This is a genomic window from Pseudomonas sp. HMSC08G10, from assembly GCF_001808425.1.
In the GTDB taxonomy this organism is placed as follows: Bacteria; Pseudomonadota; Gammaproteobacteria; order Pseudomonadales; family Pseudomonadaceae; genus Aquipseudomonas; species Aquipseudomonas guariconensis.
Genome location: NZ_KV793307.1, coordinates 143,266 through 159,232, shown reverse-complemented (window position 1 = coordinate 159,232; position 15,967 = coordinate 143,266). Strand labels below are relative to the sequence as shown.

General features: G+C 62.0%; 17 protein-coding genes. 10 read left to right on the top strand and 7 right to left on the bottom strand.

What is annotated here, in order from left to right; genetic code table 11:
• The first annotated feature begins 9 nt into the window (after positions 1–9).
• From HMPREF3173_RS13155 to HMPREF3173_RS13135, 5 genes are all read left to right on the top strand, one after another.
• Complete coding sequence (locus HMPREF3173_RS13155; RefSeq protein WP_070573688.1) at positions 10–657, top strand: response regulator; 648 nt, start codon at positions 10–12, stop codon at positions 655–657.
• Positions 658–759: 102 nt separating this feature from the next.
• On the top strand, positions 760–1,362 hold the full coding sequence (locus HMPREF3173_RS13150; protein WP_070573686.1) for a fimbrial protein: 603 nt from the start codon (positions 760–762) through the stop codon (positions 1,360–1,362).
• A 73-nt stretch (positions 1,363–1,435) separates the two neighbouring features.
• Positions 1,436–2,188, top strand: a complete 753-nt coding sequence (locus HMPREF3173_RS13145) for a fimbrial biogenesis chaperone (protein WP_070573683.1) — start codon at positions 1,436–1,438, stop codon at positions 2,186–2,188.
• A gap of 86 nt (positions 2,189–2,274) precedes the next feature.
• Entirely contained in the window at positions 2,275–4,806 is a 2,532-nt protein-coding gene (locus tag HMPREF3173_RS13140; protein WP_083300033.1) for a fimbria/pilus outer membrane usher protein, read from the top strand.
• Between the two features lie 86 nt (positions 4,807–4,892).
• The gene (locus tag HMPREF3173_RS13135) at positions 4,893–5,366 is read left to right on the top strand and encodes a nuclear transport factor 2 family protein (protein ID WP_043213943.1); all 474 of its coding nucleotides are present in this window, start codon (positions 4,893–4,895) and stop codon (positions 5,364–5,366) included.
• A 52-nt stretch (positions 5,367–5,418) separates the two neighbouring features.
• Here HMPREF3173_RS13135 and HMPREF3173_RS13130 read toward each other — a convergent pair whose 3' ends face one another.
• The 3 genes from HMPREF3173_RS13130 to HMPREF3173_RS13120 all read right to left on the bottom strand — a co-directional run bounded on the left by HMPREF3173_RS13130 (position 5,419) and on the right by HMPREF3173_RS13120 (position 8,975).
• Complete coding sequence (locus tag HMPREF3173_RS13130) at positions 5,419–7,506, bottom strand: acyltransferase family protein (protein WP_168166388.1); 2,088 nt, start codon at positions 7,504–7,506, stop codon at positions 5,419–5,421.
• A gap of 205 nt (positions 7,507–7,711) precedes the next feature.
• On the bottom strand, positions 7,712–8,347 hold the full coding sequence (locus HMPREF3173_RS13125; protein ID WP_070573681.1) for a ferric reductase-like transmembrane domain-containing protein: 636 nt from the start codon (positions 8,345–8,347) through the stop codon (positions 7,712–7,714).
• A 136-nt stretch (positions 8,348–8,483) separates the two neighbouring features.
• A complete protein-coding gene (locus tag HMPREF3173_RS13120; protein ID WP_070573679.1) occupies positions 8,484–8,975 on the bottom strand; it encodes a DUF1543 domain-containing protein in 492 nt (163 codons plus the stop codon).
• A gap of 177 nt (positions 8,976–9,152) precedes the next feature.
• Between HMPREF3173_RS13120 and HMPREF3173_RS13115 the strand changes: the two genes are divergently transcribed.
• Genes HMPREF3173_RS13115 through HMPREF3173_RS23980 form a run of 5 tightly spaced genes read left to right on the top strand, consistent with a single transcriptional unit; the run spans position 9,153 to position 12,220 of the window.
• On the top strand, positions 9,153–9,692 hold the full coding sequence (locus tag HMPREF3173_RS13115) for a chalcone isomerase family protein (protein ID WP_070573677.1): 540 nt from the start codon (positions 9,153–9,155) through the stop codon (positions 9,690–9,692).
• Between the two features lie 2 nt (positions 9,693–9,694).
• Positions 9,695–10,231: a DUF3833 domain-containing protein gene (locus tag HMPREF3173_RS13110; protein ID WP_070573675.1), complete on the top strand. Its 537-nt coding sequence runs from the start codon at positions 9,695–9,697 to the stop codon at positions 10,229–10,231.
• Positions 10,228–10,533 (top strand): DUF6482 family protein, encoded by a 306-nt coding sequence (locus HMPREF3173_RS13105; RefSeq protein ID WP_070573673.1) that lies wholly within the window; start codon positions 10,228–10,230, stop codon positions 10,531–10,533. Before HMPREF3173_RS13110 ends, HMPREF3173_RS13105 begins: the two co-directional genes overlap by 4 nt.
• Positions 10,534–10,541: 8 nt before the next feature.
• Positions 10,542–12,068, top strand: coding sequence for a cryptochrome/photolyase family protein (locus tag HMPREF3173_RS13100; protein ID WP_070573671.1), 1,527 nt, complete (start codon positions 10,542–10,544; stop codon positions 12,066–12,068).
• Positions 12,065–12,220: a DUF2256 domain-containing protein gene (locus HMPREF3173_RS23980; RefSeq protein WP_080642134.1), complete on the top strand. Its 156-nt coding sequence runs from the start codon at positions 12,065–12,067 to the stop codon at positions 12,218–12,220. Before HMPREF3173_RS13100 ends, HMPREF3173_RS23980 begins: the two co-directional genes overlap by 4 nt.
• Here HMPREF3173_RS23980 and HMPREF3173_RS13095 read toward each other — a convergent pair.
• From HMPREF3173_RS13095 to HMPREF3173_RS13080, 4 genes are read right to left on the bottom strand one after another with little or no spacing between them, the layout of a single operon-like run.
• Positions 12,185–12,676 carry a DUF2878 domain-containing protein gene (locus HMPREF3173_RS13095; protein ID WP_070573669.1) on the bottom strand — a complete coding sequence of 164 codons (492 nt, stop codon included), beginning with the start codon at positions 12,674–12,676 and terminating at the stop codon, positions 12,185–12,187. The genes HMPREF3173_RS23980 and HMPREF3173_RS13095 overlap by 36 nt on opposite strands.
• Positions 12,673–13,935: an SAM-dependent methyltransferase gene (locus tag HMPREF3173_RS13090; protein WP_070573667.1), complete on the bottom strand. Its 1,263-nt coding sequence runs from the start codon at positions 13,933–13,935 to the stop codon at positions 12,673–12,675. Before HMPREF3173_RS13090 ends, HMPREF3173_RS13095 begins: the two co-directional genes overlap by 4 nt.
• Complete coding sequence (locus HMPREF3173_RS13085) at positions 13,910–14,719, bottom strand: DUF1365 domain-containing protein (protein WP_070573666.1); 810 nt, start codon at positions 14,717–14,719, stop codon at positions 13,910–13,912. Before HMPREF3173_RS13085 ends, HMPREF3173_RS13090 begins: the two co-directional genes overlap by 26 nt.
• Positions 14,716–15,963, bottom strand: coding sequence for an NAD(P)/FAD-dependent oxidoreductase (locus tag HMPREF3173_RS13080; protein ID WP_070573664.1), 1,248 nt, complete (start codon positions 15,961–15,963; stop codon positions 14,716–14,718). The genes HMPREF3173_RS13085 and HMPREF3173_RS13080 overlap by 4 nt, the downstream gene beginning before the upstream one ends.
• Between the last annotated feature and the right edge of the window lie 4 nt (positions 15,964–15,967).

Genomic DNA, 15,967 nt, shown 5'->3' with positions numbered 1-15,967 from the left:
TGAGGTCATATGGAAAAACTCAAGGTCATCATTGCCGACGATCATCCCATCGTGCTGTTTGGCGTACGGGAGTTGGTCGAGCGCGACCCGCATTTTTGCGTGGTCGGAGAAGCGATAAGTTCCAGCGCATTGATCGCGTTATTGCAACAGCAGCCGGTCGATCTGGTCATCACCGATTACAACATGCCGGATGACTCGCCTTATGGCGACGGCTTGAAGTTGATCGACTACCTCAAACGGCACTATCCCACTGTCCAAGTGTTGATACTGACGATGATTTCCAATTCGATGATTCTCGAACGCCTGCACGAATTGGGGGTGGTGGGCGTGATCCAGAAAAATCACCTGCACACTGAAATCGAGCGCGCGCTCAAGGCAATTCGCGGCAAACGCCCGTACTTGAGCCCTCAGGCGCCCAAAGCGTCGGTGGTCGACTCTGGCCTGGATACCGACCAGCGCCTGGAAAAACTGTCGCTCAAAGAGCGCGAAGTGCTGCGCTTGTTCGTGGCCGGTAAAACCGTGGGTGATATAGCCCTTAGCCTCAGCCGCAGTCCTAAGACGATCAGTGCGCAAAAAGTCTCGGCCATGCGCAAACTTGAAGTCGATAATGACCAGGCACTATTGGCTTATTGCCTGGAGCGGCGTCTGTTCAATTGACCCTCGGCGGGGCTTATCAGGATCGTCTTATAGGGATAGGTGTCCGGGTTTATTAATGTGGTCTGGCAGTCTTCTGCAGCACATTTCAACTAGGACATCGATATGAAAAAGTATTCCCTCGCCGCCTTCGCACTCTCGGCGCTCGTCACCTCCATGGGCGCCTTCGCAGAAGAGCCGCCGGCACCTGTAAAAGGTGGCAGCGGTAAGATCAGTTTCAGCGGCGTCATCAACAACGACGCCTGCTCGGTCGACGGCGCCAATGCCGATCGCGTGATTTCCGTGGACATGGGCAACATTTCGATCAAGGACATGGGCACCGCTGAGGCCCCGGCCTCGGGTCGCGTTACCGGCAAGGAGTTCAACCTCAACGTCAACTGCAACCAAGGCACCAAGGTGTCCATGGTCTTCGACCCGACCATCCTCGGCGGTTCCGGCATCGTCACCGGCAAGGGCGTGCTGGCACTGACCCCAGGCAGTGGCGCAGCCAAGAACGTCGGTATCGCCTTGCTCGACAGCACCGGGGCGAAGATCGACCTCAGCAGCAAGACCACCGCCACCATCCAGAGCGGCATGCACGGCGCCGGCGCCGCTGGCGGCGACGCCACCCTGAGCTTCTCCGCCGCCTACGTGACCACGGGTGCTGCCGGCACTGCGACCGCCGGCCGGGGTGATGCCACCCTGCCATTCATCCTGCAGTACGAATAAGTCGTCACCCAGGGTTCTGTACGTGCGAGACCTCGAGGTCTCGCCGTCCGCTTAGACAAAAGGGGTGATAGCGATGTTGACTCCCAGACTCTCTGCCTGCCTGGGCCTGCTGGGCATGTTCCTGGCGGCGCCGGCGGTGGCCGGTATCTCGTTGAGCGCCACGCGCGTGGTGTTCGATGGTGCCCACAAGGAAGCCAACGTGACCGTGCGCAATGGTGGCCAGGATGTGTTGATCCAGTCGTGGATCGATAGCGACGACGGCCTGAACCGCACGGTCCCGTTCGCGGTGACACCACCCTTGGCCAGGGTCGTGGCCAAGCAGCAGCAATTGCTGCGCATCCTGTATGAAGGGACAGGCCTGCCCCAGGACCGCGAGTCGGTCGTGTGGCTCAATGTCCAGGAAATTCCGCAAGCCAGCGAACAGGCCAACACGCTGCAACTGGCCGTGCGTCAGCGCATCAAGGTGTTCTTCCGACCGGCCGGGCTGCCGGGCGATGCGTTGCAGGCGCCGACCGAACTGGACTGGCGATTGACACATGAGGGCGCCTCCACGGCCCTGTCGGTGAGCAATCCAAGCCTGTACCACGTGTCGATGGCCGACATCACGGTCACGGTCAACGGTCAGCGAACGCTAGCGGCTGATTCGGCGATGATCGCGCCTGGGCAGACCCGAACCTTTGCCTTGGCCAAGGTTGCGGCCGGCGCACCGGCGAGTCTGTCCTTTCGCAGCATCAATGACTACGGCGCGCAAAGCGAATATCGCGCGGCGTTGATGCCGAGCGGAGCCAGCAAGGCCAAGGCCGTCGAGCCCGCCGCTTCTTCGTAACACCCTCAAGCACCTTGGGCGCATGCCGACGCACGCGCGGTTTCGCCGTGCCCGGTGTTTGCCATGGATGAAAAAGGTTTCCACGCATGTTTCTGCTGTTCGACAACCGGGGACGCTTCCGTGCGCCCGCGCCGCTCAAGCTCGCCGCCTTGTCTCTGGCCATCCACAGCGCCTGCGTGCACGCCGATGCCGCTTCCGAGCAAGTTGCCGACCCGCAGTTGCTCGCCTTCAATACCACTTTCCTGCAGGGCGCGGCTTCGTCGGTAGACCTGCAACTGCTGCTCGCCGGCACCCGTGTGCTGCCTGGCAACTACCGGGTCGATCTGTACAGCAACCAGGTCCTGGTCGGGCGACGGGATATCGACTTTCAACGTCACCCGGCCAGTGGCCGTGTGGAGCCGTGCCTGACCCTCGCGTTGCTCAGGCAACTGGGGATCGACCTGGACAAGCTGCAGGCCCAGGGCAAGCTGAGCCTGGACAACAACCAGACCTGCCAGGACCTGCCTGCGCTGATCGACCAGGCCTCCGTGAGCTTCGATGCCAGCCGCTTGCGCCTGGATACCAGCGTCCCGCAGGTCGCCATGCAGCGCGGCCTGCGCGGCTACGTCGATCCGCAGTTGTGGGACAACGGCGTGCCAGCGGCTTTCATCAACTACCAGATGAGCACCAGCCGCAACGCAGGCGACGCCGACACCCGCTACAACACCAACCTGGGCCTGCGCAATGGCATCAACCTGGGTGGCTGGCGGCTGCGCAACGAGTCCAACTTCAGCAGCGGCACCGGTCGCCCGGATACCTTCAAGAGCAACCGCAGCTACCTGCAGCACGATGTCACGGCCCTGAAGGGGCAATTCAGCGCCGGGGACATCTTCTCCGATGCACAGTTGTTCGACAGCGTGCGCTACAGGGGCCTGAAACTTGAGTCCGACGACGGCATGCGCGCTGACAGCGAGCGCGGCTACGCGCCGATCATCCGAGGCGTGGCGCAGACCAACGCGACCGTGGAAATCCGCCAGGACAATTACCTGCTGTACACCACGAACGTACCGCCTGGCCCGTTCGAGATCAGCGACATCTACCCCAGCGGCTCCAACGGCGACCTGCAGATCACCGTCATCGAGGCCGACGGCAGCCGCCGGGTGACCCAGCAGGCGTTTTCCAGCTTGCCGATCATGGTCCGTGAAGGGCAGGTGCGATACAGCGTCTCGGCCGGTCGCTACAACAGCAACAGCGAAGGGCTGGCCACACCGCAGATGCTCAGCGCCAACCTGGCCTATGGCATAGACAGCAACCTGACCGGCATCGTCGGGGTGCAGGCCACCGATCAGTACAAGGCGCTGGCCGTCGGCGTGGGTCGCAATACCTCGCTGGGTGCGGTGTCGCTGGATGTCACTCATTCCAGCAGCCAGGCCCAGGGCGAGCGCAAGACGGGCAACAGCCTGCGCGCCCTGTATGCCAAGACCTTCACCGGCACGGCCACCAGTTTCACCCTGGCGGCCTACCGCTATTCCACAGAGGGCTACCGCACGCTGAGCAACCACATCGAAGACCTCAGCAGCGGGCCGCTGCTGCGTTCGGGGCACTCCAAGACCCGCACAGATCTGACCATCAACCAGAGCCTGGGGGCGGATCGAAAGCTGGGCAGCCTGTACCTGAACGCCAGCGACCAGCGCTACTGGAACCGCGGCGGCTCGCGCAGTCTTTCGGCCGGCTATGGCAATAACTGGGGGGACACCAGCTACAACCTCACTTGGAGCCGTACCCAGGATTTGAGCGGCGGTGCGGGCAGCTCCGACAATCAGATCAGCCTGTCGGTGTCGTTCCCGCTCGGTGGCCGCCCACGGGCACCGCGGGCATTCGTCACCACCAGCTCGCAGAAAAACGGCAACAGCACCCAGGCCGGCATCAATGGCTACTTCAACGAAAGCGCCGACACGTTCTATTCGGTGCAGGCGGGCAGCAGCGAGGGTGGAGGGCGTTCGGCCTCGGCCAACGTCAGCACGCGGACCTCGATGGCCGATATCAGCGTCGGCTACAGCCAGGGCAAGGGCTACGACTCGCAGAGCCTGAACGTCTCCGGGTCGGTGGTGGCTCACCCTGGGGGTATCAACCTGGGCCAGACCGTGGGCGAAACCTTTGCCTTGGTGGAGGTGCCGGGTGTGCGTGGTGCCAAGATCAGCAGCTACAGCGGCGTCGAGACCGGGCACAATGGTTATGCGGTGATCCCGAGCGCACAGCCCTATCGAGTCAACTGGATCAGCTTGGATACCCGAGAGCTGGGCGCCGATATCGAGATCGACAATGCCACCCAGCAACTGGTACCCCGGCGCGGCGCCGTGGTGCTGGCGCGTTACGCCGGCAAGACCGGGCGCCGCGTGCAGTTCGAGCTGTCCGACAGCCAAGGTGGCAAGATTCCGTTCGGTGCCGCGCTGGAAGATGCCGAGGGCAAGCAACTGGCGATCTCCGACCCGAGCGGCAAGGCGTTGGCCTTGGTCGAGCAAGAGCAGGGCAGGCTGACGATTCGCTGGGGCGACCAGCAATGTCAGGCATCCTATGCGTTGCCCGCGCGCGATAAGGCGCTGAATTATGAGCGTCTGCCATTGCGCTGTGGGCAGTAGGCGAGGGGCAGGTGTGAGGCGGTGCTCCACGCGTCGCCCATTTGAGCTATAGCTTAAGGCCTCTGAACGCCTCTGGAGGTCATCAAATGAGCGAGTCATCACGCCCACCCTTGCCGCCTTTCACTCTGGAAACCGCCATCGAGAAAGTCCGACGCGCCGAGGACGGTTGGAATACGCGCGACCCTGCGAAAGTGGTGCTGGCCTATACCGAGGACACCTACTGGCGCAACCGCAGCGAGTTCATCGAAGGGCGCGACCAGGCTCAGGCGTTTCTCGAGCGCAAATGGCGCAGGGAGTTGGATTACCGCCTGATCAAGGAACTCTGGACATTCGCCGATAACCGGATCGCCGTGCGTTTTGCCTATGAATGGCACGATGATTCAGGCAATTGGTTCCGCTCCTATGGCAACGAAAACTGGGAGTTCGGCCCGAACGGCCTGATGCAGCGGCGCTATGCCAGTATCAATGACCTGCCCATCACCGAGCAGGAGCGCAAGTACCACTGGCCGTTGGGGAGACGCCCGGACGACCATCCAGGCTTGAGTGAACTGGGCCTCTAGCGCTTGGCTGTTCATGGCGGGGCAGTCCGGCGAAGCGGCTGCCCGCCCGGCATCAAGGGTTGGATTCGTTAAAGGGATTGCCCTTGGCCTGCAAGTACATCTTGCCCATCGCCGTGGAAGCGAAATCGGTGATGTGGCCGATGTCCCGATAGATCGGCAGGCCGTCGATCGACAGCTTGCACTGGCCATCGACGCACTGCACGTCCTTGGGGTCGATGACCAGCAAGTCCGGGTGTGTCTGCTTGGCGTCCCGGAACAGCTGCGCAAGCCAGGGGTTTTCTTCCGGTTGCGCGACGCTCGTCGCGCAATGATGCTCCTCGATCGTACCCCTGAGCTTGATGCTGCGGTACAGGCAGTCATTGGCGCCTTCGGGCATGACGATGTTGCTCTTGATCAGCACGGGCCTGGCGCCGGAGCGCTTGATGATGTCGAGGCTCTTGAACAGCGCGGCCTTCATGCGTTCGCGCGACAGGGCCTGGGAACGTTGGTCATCGATCGACAGCACCACGGCGCTGCTGTTGGCGTAGGTTTCCCAAGTCAGGCCGATGATCACGTAGTCATAGTGGCTGCGAGCGATCAGCTTGTGGTACTCGGCGGCGGCGTCATGGCACTTCTTGTAGAGGGTGTTCTTGTACTTCCACCAGTCGTAGAGATAGACATCCGGCAGGGCCAGGCACCCTGGGCTGCCCTGGGCCATGACGGAGAGGTTGGCGTCCTTGGCCAAAATGTCAATGAAGCCCCAGAAATGGTTGGAGTAGGAATCGCCCATCAGCAATGCGGTGGTGCTGGCGTTGGCTTGCCCCAGCACACAACTGCTGTCGGAGCCGTCGCTGGCACCGCCCAGGCACGGTCCACGCTTGGGTATTTCGCTTGCCTTCAGACGCGGCAGGATGTGCGTCGGGCCACTGCCGAAGCGCTCCATCCAGCCGCCGGCGGACTTGCCCGCCGAGTGCAGCGCCGAAAACGCGATGGCAGGCACCACCAGCAGCATGAACAGCGATTTGCCAAAACCCAGCCGGGTACGGCGCAGGGGCTTTTCGATGAGGTAGTACGAGGCGATGCCCAGGGCAAACGAGGCGATGAAGTAGCCGGCAAGGATGGCTGGCGTCTTTTCAACGCCCAGGTACTCCACGATGGCGATGACAGGCCAGTGCCACAGGTACAGCGAATATGAAATCGTCCCGATGAATACCAGCGGTGACCATGACAGCAGCCTGGACGTGATGCCCACCCGGCCAACCTGGCCCGAGATCAGTACCGCCGTTGCCAGGCAGATTGCGATGGCGGGGTAGCCTGGATAGGCAGTGGTCGGTATGGATTGCGTTGCGCCATACAGGAGCACGCCAAGGGCGCCCAGGCCCAGTGCGCAGGCACTGACACGGCCGAGTCGTTGGCGGTCGTTGCCGAACACGGCTGCGCACGAGCCGATCAGCAGCTCGAAGCTGCGCGCCAAGAACGCGTAGTAGCTTTTATCCGGGGAGGTTTTTGCGATGAACAGCGCGACAGCCATGAAGACGACGGTCAGCATCACGACAGCGGCTTTCAATCGATGGGGCGCCAGGTAGCGCGTCAGCGCCATCAACCCGAGCGGCAAGAAGATGTACCACTGCCATTCGATGGCCAACGACCAGGTATGCAGCAAGGGCAGGGTCGCCGCCTCGGCGGTCGCATAGCCGTCGGTGGCTTTGGAGAAGTACTGGTTGGACAGCAGCAGGCTGGTGTACTTCTCGCTTTTGAGAAAGTCGATGAAGTCCTTGGGCAGATACAACACGCTGGCCGCGCCGAGCGTGACGATCAACAGCGCCAGTATCGCTGGCTGCAAGCGCCATAGGCGCTTGACATAGAACTGTCCAAGGTTGAAATCACCCCGGCTTAGCGCGCCCAGGATGATCGAGGTGGTGAGGTAGCCGGAGATCACGAAGAAAATATCGACGCCAATGAACCCGGAAGGGAACAGCGCCAGCCCACCATGGAAAATCAGCACCAGCAGGACAGCAACGGCGCGCAGCCCGTCGATATCGGCGCGGTACGAGGCCGGTTGCACACCGGTAGAAGCCCCGTGTGCCTTGCCGCGGTCGGCGACAGCCTGGGCGCCGGTGGTTGCAGGAGCTTTGAATACCAGGTTCAGATCGGTTGACACAGTACAACATCCTATCGCGTTGAGACTTCTTTGACGCGGCAGGGCTCGCGAGCAAAAGCGGCGAGTTTATCAAAGGCACTATGGAGCGCCCCTGGCAGGCTATCCGATTGGCTGGATAAATATTACCGAATGTTTCCATGTGAAGGGCTGTCGGCCAAGCGGCTGCTCCGTGCCATCGGCGATGGCCAGGGCTTGGCCGACACGATCAGGCCCTGACCTCGGTGCGCGCACTGCGACGCAGATGTGTGGCCAACTTGGCCGTGAGCTTGAAGACGATGGCACTGAAAATCAGCGCGAATGCCAGCGGATACCAGGACCCCATGGGAATGCGTTTGTAGAACGACAGCACGAAAACCCCCGCGATCACCCACGTACCGGTGCTGTGCAGCGCCTTCCAGGTACGCGCGCCGAGCAGCCGGACGGCCGCAGGAAACGAGGTGAGGGTCAGCAAGATGATGAAGAAGTAGCCGACCGAGCCGGGGATGTTGGTCACGGCCGTGCGACCCTGCCAGAAGGTGTCGGGGAACGAGTTGGCGTACACAATGATCAGCACCGCATGCACCGCGTGGGAAAAGGCGAAAGCCAATCCGAGAAACCGTCGCTCGCGCAGTAGCCCGCGCGTGAAGGCACTGGGCACCAGGGTCGCTAGCGAGGAGGCCAGGAACGTCGCCAGAAACAACAGGAACGATGTGCGCGCGGTCACCCGGATCGCACTGCGCAACGCCTCCACCAGAGGCGATTGAGCCATCAGCGCCAATGCCGTGATGATCAGAACCGAAACAGACAACACACTGAACAGACGCCAGCCATGCAGGCTGGCAGGTTGAGCATGAAGGTGCATGGCAAACTCCGTCGTAGGGGCGGCGTGCAGGGTGCCACCGCGGTCCGGAGCCATGGTGTCCGAGGTGTTTATCTCAGATGTGTCTGGGATCGGTCTTTATGTATCGCTTTGTAGAGGCAGGGTCAGGCAGGTGGCTTCAGAGCAGCAGATAGTCGCTGTATTGACTGATCCCGCTGTGCGCACCTTCGACCAGGTGCACGTAACGGCCATCCACACAGTCGATCGGCAGGCAGTCATCCACCTCGAGTACTGCGTCGGTGTGAGGCTTGAGCCAGTGGGCGTGCAGGCGCTGCTTGCCCAGTTGCCTTGCCTGTTGCTTGTTCCGAGCGACGACCAGAAGGTAGCGGTGCGCTTCACCGAAGACCGCTGGCTCATAGCCGCCGAGGTTGATGAAAAACAGCCTTGGGTCGTCTGGCCCAGGCGCCATGTGGCTGAACTCGACGCGGTAGGCATCGATGCCATCGACTTCCAGCCAGCCGTCGATATGCAGGCCCTCACGGCTACCGAACCAGCCTTGGCGCAATTGCGGGTAGGTCTGCTCCAGGGTCTGCGCCTGGGCGAACACCACATCGTGCACCTCGATGCTGGCGTGTGGGTGGCGACCTCCGAGCATGACTACGTACAACATGAAGGCTTCCTTCTCGGTGCGCTAAGGGCCGCATTCTGAAGGTCAAGGACACCTGTTGCAAAGGGGCAGAGCGGACATATGGATCTACCGCGGGATTTTTAAAATCTATACAACGTTTGATTTAAGTTGTACAAGAAGCTAGCCTTTGTATAGATTTATGGCGCACACAGGCTCGTCATGGCATACCTGGTTCGGATGGTCTGTCTCTGTTTGCTGCTCGGCACGATGCCGTCGGTCTCTGCGGACTGGCGGGCTGCGTTGCCAGCCGCGCAGCGGCTCGGCGAGGGGGAATTCACCTGGTTCGGTCTGCGCCTGTACAGCGCTCGGTTGTGGGCCGCCGGACCGGTGCAGGACTGGAGCCAGCCCTTCGCCCTTGAATTGACCTATCACCGCTCTCTATCCCGGGACACGCTGGTGCAGGCCAGCCTTCAGGAAATGCGGCGCCTGGGAGGCGGCAGTTTGACAGACCGGCAGATCAGCGCCTGGTCCGACACCATGGCAGCGGCCTTCGTGGATGTACGTCCGGGCATGCGCATCACGGGGGTGTACTTGCCACAGGAGGGCTGCCGCTTCTATGTCGACGGACGGCTCGCTCGTGAGGTCGCCGATCCAGCGTTCGCCCGGGCGTTCTTCGCGATCTGGCTGGATCCGCGAGCCCGGGATCCACAATTGCGCCAGCGCCTGCTCGGCCTGGCCGATGACGACCGAGGAAACTGAACATGTACAAAGCGCTATTGCTGAGCGCCTGCCTGCTGCTGGGCAGTTGTGGCAACGTCGGGGTCGAGCGGTATGCCGCTGAGCAGCCCCGCCTTGACCTGGCGGCTTTCTTCTCGCGGCCGGTACAGGCTTGGGGAATGTTCCAGAAGCGCTCCGGAGAGGTGGTCAAGCGCTTTGTAGTGCGTATCGACAGCCGTCGGGAAGGCGAGCGCTTGATCCTAGACGAGCACTTTCTCTACAGCGACGGCACACGTCAGCAACGAACCTGGACATTGGTGCCGGACGGCCCTGGTCGTTGGCGCGGAACAGCCGGGGATGTGATCGGGCAAGCCCGTGGAGAAGTAGCGGGCAACGCCCTGAGATGGCGTTACCAGCTCGATCTGCCGGTCGATGGAAGGCACTGGAAGGTTGACCTGGACGACTGGATGTACCTGATAGATGACGACACCCTCATCAACCGCTCGAGCATGAGCAAACTGGGCGTGGAGATCGGCCAGATCACGCTGTTCTTCCGCCGTCTGCCGGAGGGCACACCATGAACCTGAACACACTCTCCCAGCGGGTATCGGCCGGCGAGGTCGAGTCACTTGAGCTGCTGTCGCTCGAAGGCGGGTTCTATGTCCTGCGCACGATGACCGGGACCAGCCCGGTCACCCTGAGCGATGAGCGCGGGCAGGCCATTCGATTGCGTTCTACCACTGAGCTGCGCGAGCTTCTGGCCAACCTGCCGCCGGTGCCGTGCATGCTGGTGCAGCAGGTGGTACATGATGAAATGTGCGGACAAAGGGACGGCCCCGTCGCGCCGTTGCGGATGCCGCTGACCTTGGCCAGCCAGTGGTAGCCAGGAAGGTGCGCCTGGGGCTGGTACTGGGTGATCAGCTGTCATTCGACCTGGCCAGCCTCGCCGCGCTGGACCCTGCCCACGATGCGATCCTGATGGCGGAAGTGGCGCAGGAGGCTCGCTACGTGCCGCATCACCCGCAAAAAATCGTGCTCATCTTCAGTGCCATGCGCCATTTTGCGCTCGCTTTGCGAGCGCGAGGCTGGCAAGTGCATTACGTGGCCTTCGATGCGGCTGACAACAGCGGGACCATCGTCGGTGAGCTGCAACGTTGGCGACAATCATTGGGCGCTACGCAAATACATGTGACCGAGTGCGGAGAATGGCGCCTGGAACAGGCGCTACGGGATGCTCAGCTGCCGCTGGTGTGGCACCGCGACACCCGCTTTCTCTGCTCGCGCGAAGCGTTCGCGCGCTGGGCTCGAGGGCGAACTGGACTGCGCATGGAGCATTTCTACCGGGGGATGCGCAAACGCTGCGGCTTGCTCTTGGAGCCAGACGGCAGCCCTACTGGAGGCGCTTGGAATTTCGATGGTGACAATCGCAAGCCATTGCCTCGGGGATTGCGCGGGCCGTTTCCGGCCCACTTCGAGCAGGACGCCATCACTTCGGCGGTCGTGGCCTTGGTTCGCCAACACTTCAGTGACCATTACGGCGCCGTGGACGGCTTCGACTACCCCGTGACCCATGACCAGGCGCAACAGCTGTGGCGCCATTTTCTGGACTACGGCCTGGCGGCCTTTGGGGACTATCAAGACGCCATGGCCGAGGGCGAACCCTACCTGTTCCATGCCCGCATCAGCGCAGCCCTGAATATCGGATTGCTGGATGTGCGGCGTGTGTGCGAAGACGTGGTCGCCGCGTGGCGGGAGGGGCGGGTGCCGTTGAACGCCGCCGAAGGCTTCATCAGGCAGTTGATCGGCTGGCGCGAATATGTACGTGGCATCTATTGGTTACGCATGCCGGCGTACGCTGAGCTCAACCATTTGCACAACACCCGGCCGCTGCCGGACTTCTACTGGACCGGACGCACCCGCATGCGGTGCATGGCGCAGGTCATCGAACAGACCCTGAAGTTGGGCTATGCGCACCACATCCAGCGCCTGATGGTGACCGGCAACTTCGCCTTGCTCGCGGGCATCGCGCCGGCAGCCATTTGCCAGTGGTACCTATCGGTGTACCTGGACGCGTTCGACTGGGTCGAGCTGCCCAACACACTGGGCATGGTGATGCATGCCGATGGTGGTTACCTGGGGTCCAAACCGTACTGTGCCAGTGGTCGTTACATCCAGCGGATGTCCAATCATTGCAAGGCCTGCAGCTACAAGGTCGAGCAGGCGACAGAAGCCGATGCCTGCCCATTCAATGCGTTGTACTGGCACTTTCTCATCCGTCACCGCGCGCAGCTCGCGCATAACCCTCGCCTGGCGCTGGTCTATCGGAACCTCGATGGCATGGCACCGGCGCGGCGCGAGGCTGTATGGCGCCGTGGTCAGGCGTTACTGACGCGTCTCGATGCGGGGGACTGCCTGTGAACAAGCGTTTGTTGCCAAGCAAGGTCTGCGTAGTCTGTGGCCGGCCTTTCAACTGGCGCAAGCGTTGGGCCCGATGCTGGGAGCAGGTGCGATACTGCTCCCAGCGATGCCGTCGGTCAGCGCCACGCCGCGATGCGTACCAGCAGCGGTAGGGCCAGCGCCCACACCGGTACCAGTAAAAGGCCTGTTGCCAGCGGGCCCAGCGGCAAGCTGACTTCGGCCAGGCGGGCTCCGCCCAGATAGGCTAAAGGACCTGTTAGCGCACCGGCCAGCGCACCGCGCCAGAAAGGCCAGCCCGCCCACGCCAGGCTGTGTCGCAAGCCGCTGGCCAACACCAGCCATAGCAACACCAGCCACAGCGGGAGCGGCCATGCGTCGAACCTGAACACACCCATTGCGCCCAATACGCTATCGAGCACACTGCCAGCCAGCGCTGTGCGTGCTACGGCTCTGACCTCTGCCCTGAAGTCCGGGCACAGGTACAGGTGAATGGCCAGGCCGATGGGCACCACCAGCAACCACCCAGGGGCCTTGGCGCCCAGTACGCAAGCCCACCAGCCGGCCTGCAACCATAGGGCATTGGCGATCACCCCGTAGCGCTTGATCATCGAAGTGCGGGCAAGGGCGCACGTCGGGCCTGAGGCGCCGCCCACAACAACTGCGCTACGCCGATGGCCCGTTCCTCGAAGCCACCCTGGCAATAACACAGATAGAACTCCCACAGGCGCTGGAACGTATCGTCATAGCCCTGGTCGGCCAGCAGCGTTCGACTTTTGCGCAGGTTGTCGCGCCAGTGCTCAAGGGTTCGGGCGTAATCCAGGCCAAAGTCTTCCAAGTGTACGAGGTTAAGCGCAGTCTGGCGGCTGGCGGTGTCCAGCAGCACGCTCAGCGAGGGAAGGGCGCCGCCGGGAAAGATGTAACGCTGGATGAAGTCCACCGAGCGCCGAGCCTGGGCGTAGCGCTGGTCACGGATGGTGATTGCCTGCAACAGCATCAACCCGTCGGGCTTGAGTAACGCGGCGCACTGGCGGAAATAAACCGGGAGGTAGCGGTGACCGACCGCTTCGATCATTTCGATGGACACCAGCTTGTCGAAAGTGCCTTTGAGGTCGCGATAGTCATCGCACAGGACTGTGATCTGTTGTTCCAGTCCGAGGGCCCGCACGCGTGCTTGCGTATAGGCATACTGCGCTTGCGACAAGGTTGTGGTAGTGACACGGCAGCCGAAATGAGTGGCGGCGTAGATGGCCAGGCTGCCCCAGCCACAGCCGATCTCCAGCAGATGATCCTGTGCACGCAACTCCAGTTTCTGGCAGATGCGCTCGAGCTTGTGCAACTGGGCCTGCTCCAGGGGTTGCTCGGGGTATTCGAACTGGGCGGCCGAATACATCATGGTCGGGTCCAGCAATTGTTCGAACAGGGCATTGCCCAGGTCGTAGTGGGCGAGGATGTTGCGCCGGGCTCCTCGTCTGCTGTTACGGTTCAATCGGTGCAGTAGCCGCAGGGCAGGTCGCCCTAACCGCGCAAGCCCGCCTTCGAGAGCGTCTAGCACGTCCAGGTTGGCCACGAACAGGCGGGTCACCCGCGCAAGATCCGGGCTGCGCCAATACCCATGGATATAAGCTTCGCCCGCGCCGATCGAGCCGTTACCGGCGATCAGGCTCCAGGTTGCGTCATCGAGCACTTCCACTTCAGCCTGCAAGGGGCTGCTGGCCTCTCCGAAGCTCCATTGCTGTCCATGGCTGAGCAGCCGGAGATGGCCGTGACGGAGTTTGCCCAATTGTGCGAGCACGACCGTTCGGGCCAATGCGCCAAGCAAGGGTGCCAGGACCGTGGTCTTGCTAACGCTCAGGGTGGGATTCGACATGATCAGGGTCCTCGCAAGGTTGGCCGAGTGCCAGGCTGCCCCGGCTGGCGGTGTGGTCATGGATGGGAGTGCGCTTGAACAAAAGGCGCAGGGCTTGCCAATAGATGGCCGAGACGGTGCGCAGGCTCATCCAGGGAAAGCTCAGCAGGTATCGATGCAACGCTCTGCGATCCAGCGGTTGGCGCTGCAAGGCCAAATCGGCTTCGAACACCTTTTGGCAGCCTTGCCAGTTCTCCATGTGGATGCGCACCGACTTGAGGTTCAGGGACAACTTCAGTCGGTAGTCCATGTCCAGGGGCATGAACGGCGATACATGAAAGGCCTTGGCCATGGAGAAAGGCCTGTCCAGGCGGCCTTGCACCGGCAGGACATAGTGAAACCGCTCATGCCATGGGGTGTTGCGCACCTCCAGTAGGATCGCCGTCAGGTGTCCATGGCGGTCGTGGCAGAAATAGAAACTCACCGGATTGAACGACAGCCCCCAGCAGCGCAATTGGGTCAGCAAATGGACCGGGCCTTCGGGCCTGTGCCCCGTTGCCTGTTCAACGAGCAAGCGGGCAGCCTCGGCCAGCGGCTCCCCCTGGCGGGTCAGCGCTGGCAGGTAGTCGGTCTGGCGCCAGTTCAGCGGCGACAGTCGTCTGCTACCCAGCCAACGGGATAGGCTCATCAGCCAGGCTTGTTCATCCAGGTCCAGATAGAACATGCCGATGCGGTAGCGGAACGCGTGGTACCGCGGGGACAGTCGACGATGACTGAGCCAACCCAGGCAAAGACCACTGTTCACAGTGTTTCTCCAAAGTGCCGGGCCACCTGCAGCGCGCTGACCACACCGTCTTCGTGAAAGCCGTTGCCCCAGTAAGCGCCGCAGAAATAGCTGTGCTTATAGCCTTGAAGTCGTGCCTGGCGCGTCTGGGCTTCTGACGCTGCGAGGCTGTACTGCGGGTGGGCGTAGCAGAAGCGGGCGATGATCTGTGCAGGGTCGATGAGCGCGGTCTGGTTGAGGCTTACACAGAACGTCACCGGTGCCTGGATACCTTGCAGGATGTTCATGTTGTAGGTCACCGCAGCTGGGGCATGCGCGCGGCCACCCAGTCGATAGTTCCAACTGGCCCAGGCCTTCTTTCGTTGTGGCAGCAGGCGCTGATCGGTGTGCAGTACCACGTCGTTCTGCGCATAGCCGATGGCGCCCAGCACAGCGCGCTCTTCAACGCTGGGGGTCTCCAGCAGCGCCAGTGCCTGATCGCTGTGGCAGGCGAAGACCACACTGTCGAACCGTTCGGTGCCGGCGGCACTGAGCAGCGTGACGCCTCCCTCGTCGCGTCCGACCCGATGCACCTTGCAGTTCAGGCGAATACGCTCGGCGAACGGTCGGCAAAGGGGGGCGATGTAACTTCTCGAGCCACCCTGGACGACCCGCCACTGCGGACGTCGATTGACCGAGAGCAAGCCGTGGTTGCGACAGAAGCGCACGAAGAACTGCAGGGGGAAACCCAGCATCTGCGTCCGGGACATCGACCAGATCGCCGACCCCATGGGCACGATGTAGTGCTCGATGAAGCGCTGGCCATAGCCTTGAGCCTGGAGGTAGGCGCCCAGGGTGGTGGAGGTATCGATCCGCCGTGCGTCCAGATCGTCCAGTGCCTGCCGGTTGAAACGCAGGATATCGCGCAGCATCGCCCAGAACGGTGGGCTGATCAGATTACGGCGTTGAGCGAACAACGTGTTCAGGTTGTGACCGTTGTACTCCAGCCCGGTGAGCGGATCATGGACAGAAAAGCTCATCTCGGTTGGCTGTGAAGCCACTTGGAGCTGATCGAGCAAGCGAATGAAGTTCGGGTAGGTCCAGTCGTTGAAGACGATGAAGCCGGTGTCTATTGCATGGCGTTCGCCGCACCAGTCCACATCGACGGTATGGGTGTGGCCGCCGACCCAGTCGCTGGCCTCGAACACCGTGATTTCGTGTCTGCGAGACAGTAGGTGGGCACAGGTCAGGCCCGCGATACCGCTTCCAATGATCGCTATACGCATGGAG

Coding starts and splice junctions, on each gene's coding strand:
- HMPREF3173_RS13120 (WP_070573679.1), bottom strand. CDS start 8,975: ATGTTGTACGTAGTCATGCTCGGAGGTCGCCACCCACACGCCAGCATC.
- HMPREF3173_RS13090 (WP_070573667.1), bottom strand. CDS start 13,935: ATGTCGAATCCCACCCTGAGCGTTAGCAAGACCACGGTCCTGGCACCC.
- HMPREF3173_RS13115 (WP_070573677.1), top strand. CDS start 9,153: ATGGCATACCTGGTTCGGATGGTCTGTCTCTGTTTGCTGCTCGGCACG.
- HMPREF3173_RS13095 (WP_070573669.1), bottom strand. CDS start 12,676: ATGATCAAGCGCTACGGGGTGATCGCCAATGCCCTATGGTTGCAGGCC.
- HMPREF3173_RS13125 (WP_070573681.1), bottom strand. CDS start 8,347: ATGCACCTTCATGCTCAACCTGCCAGCCTGCATGGCTGGCGTCTGTTC.
- HMPREF3173_RS13145 (WP_070573683.1), top strand. CDS start 1,436: ATGTTGACTCCCAGACTCTCTGCCTGCCTGGGCCTGCTGGGCATGTTC.
- HMPREF3173_RS13140 (WP_083300033.1), top strand. CDS start 2,275: ATGTTTCTGCTGTTCGACAACCGGGGACGCTTCCGTGCGCCCGCGCCG.
- HMPREF3173_RS13150 (WP_070573686.1), top strand. CDS start 760: ATGAAAAAGTATTCCCTCGCCGCCTTCGCACTCTCGGCGCTCGTCACC.
- HMPREF3173_RS13155 (WP_070573688.1), top strand. CDS start 10: ATGGAAAAACTCAAGGTCATCATTGCCGACGATCATCCCATCGTGCTG.
- HMPREF3173_RS13080 (WP_070573664.1), bottom strand. CDS start 15,963: ATGCGTATAGCGATCATTGGAAGCGGTATCGCGGGCCTGACCTGTGCC.
- HMPREF3173_RS13135 (WP_043213943.1), top strand. CDS start 4,893: ATGAGCGAGTCATCACGCCCACCCTTGCCGCCTTTCACTCTGGAAACC.
- HMPREF3173_RS13105 (WP_070573673.1), top strand. CDS start 10,228: ATGAACCTGAACACACTCTCCCAGCGGGTATCGGCCGGCGAGGTCGAG.
- HMPREF3173_RS13110 (WP_070573675.1), top strand. CDS start 9,695: ATGTACAAAGCGCTATTGCTGAGCGCCTGCCTGCTGCTGGGCAGTTGT.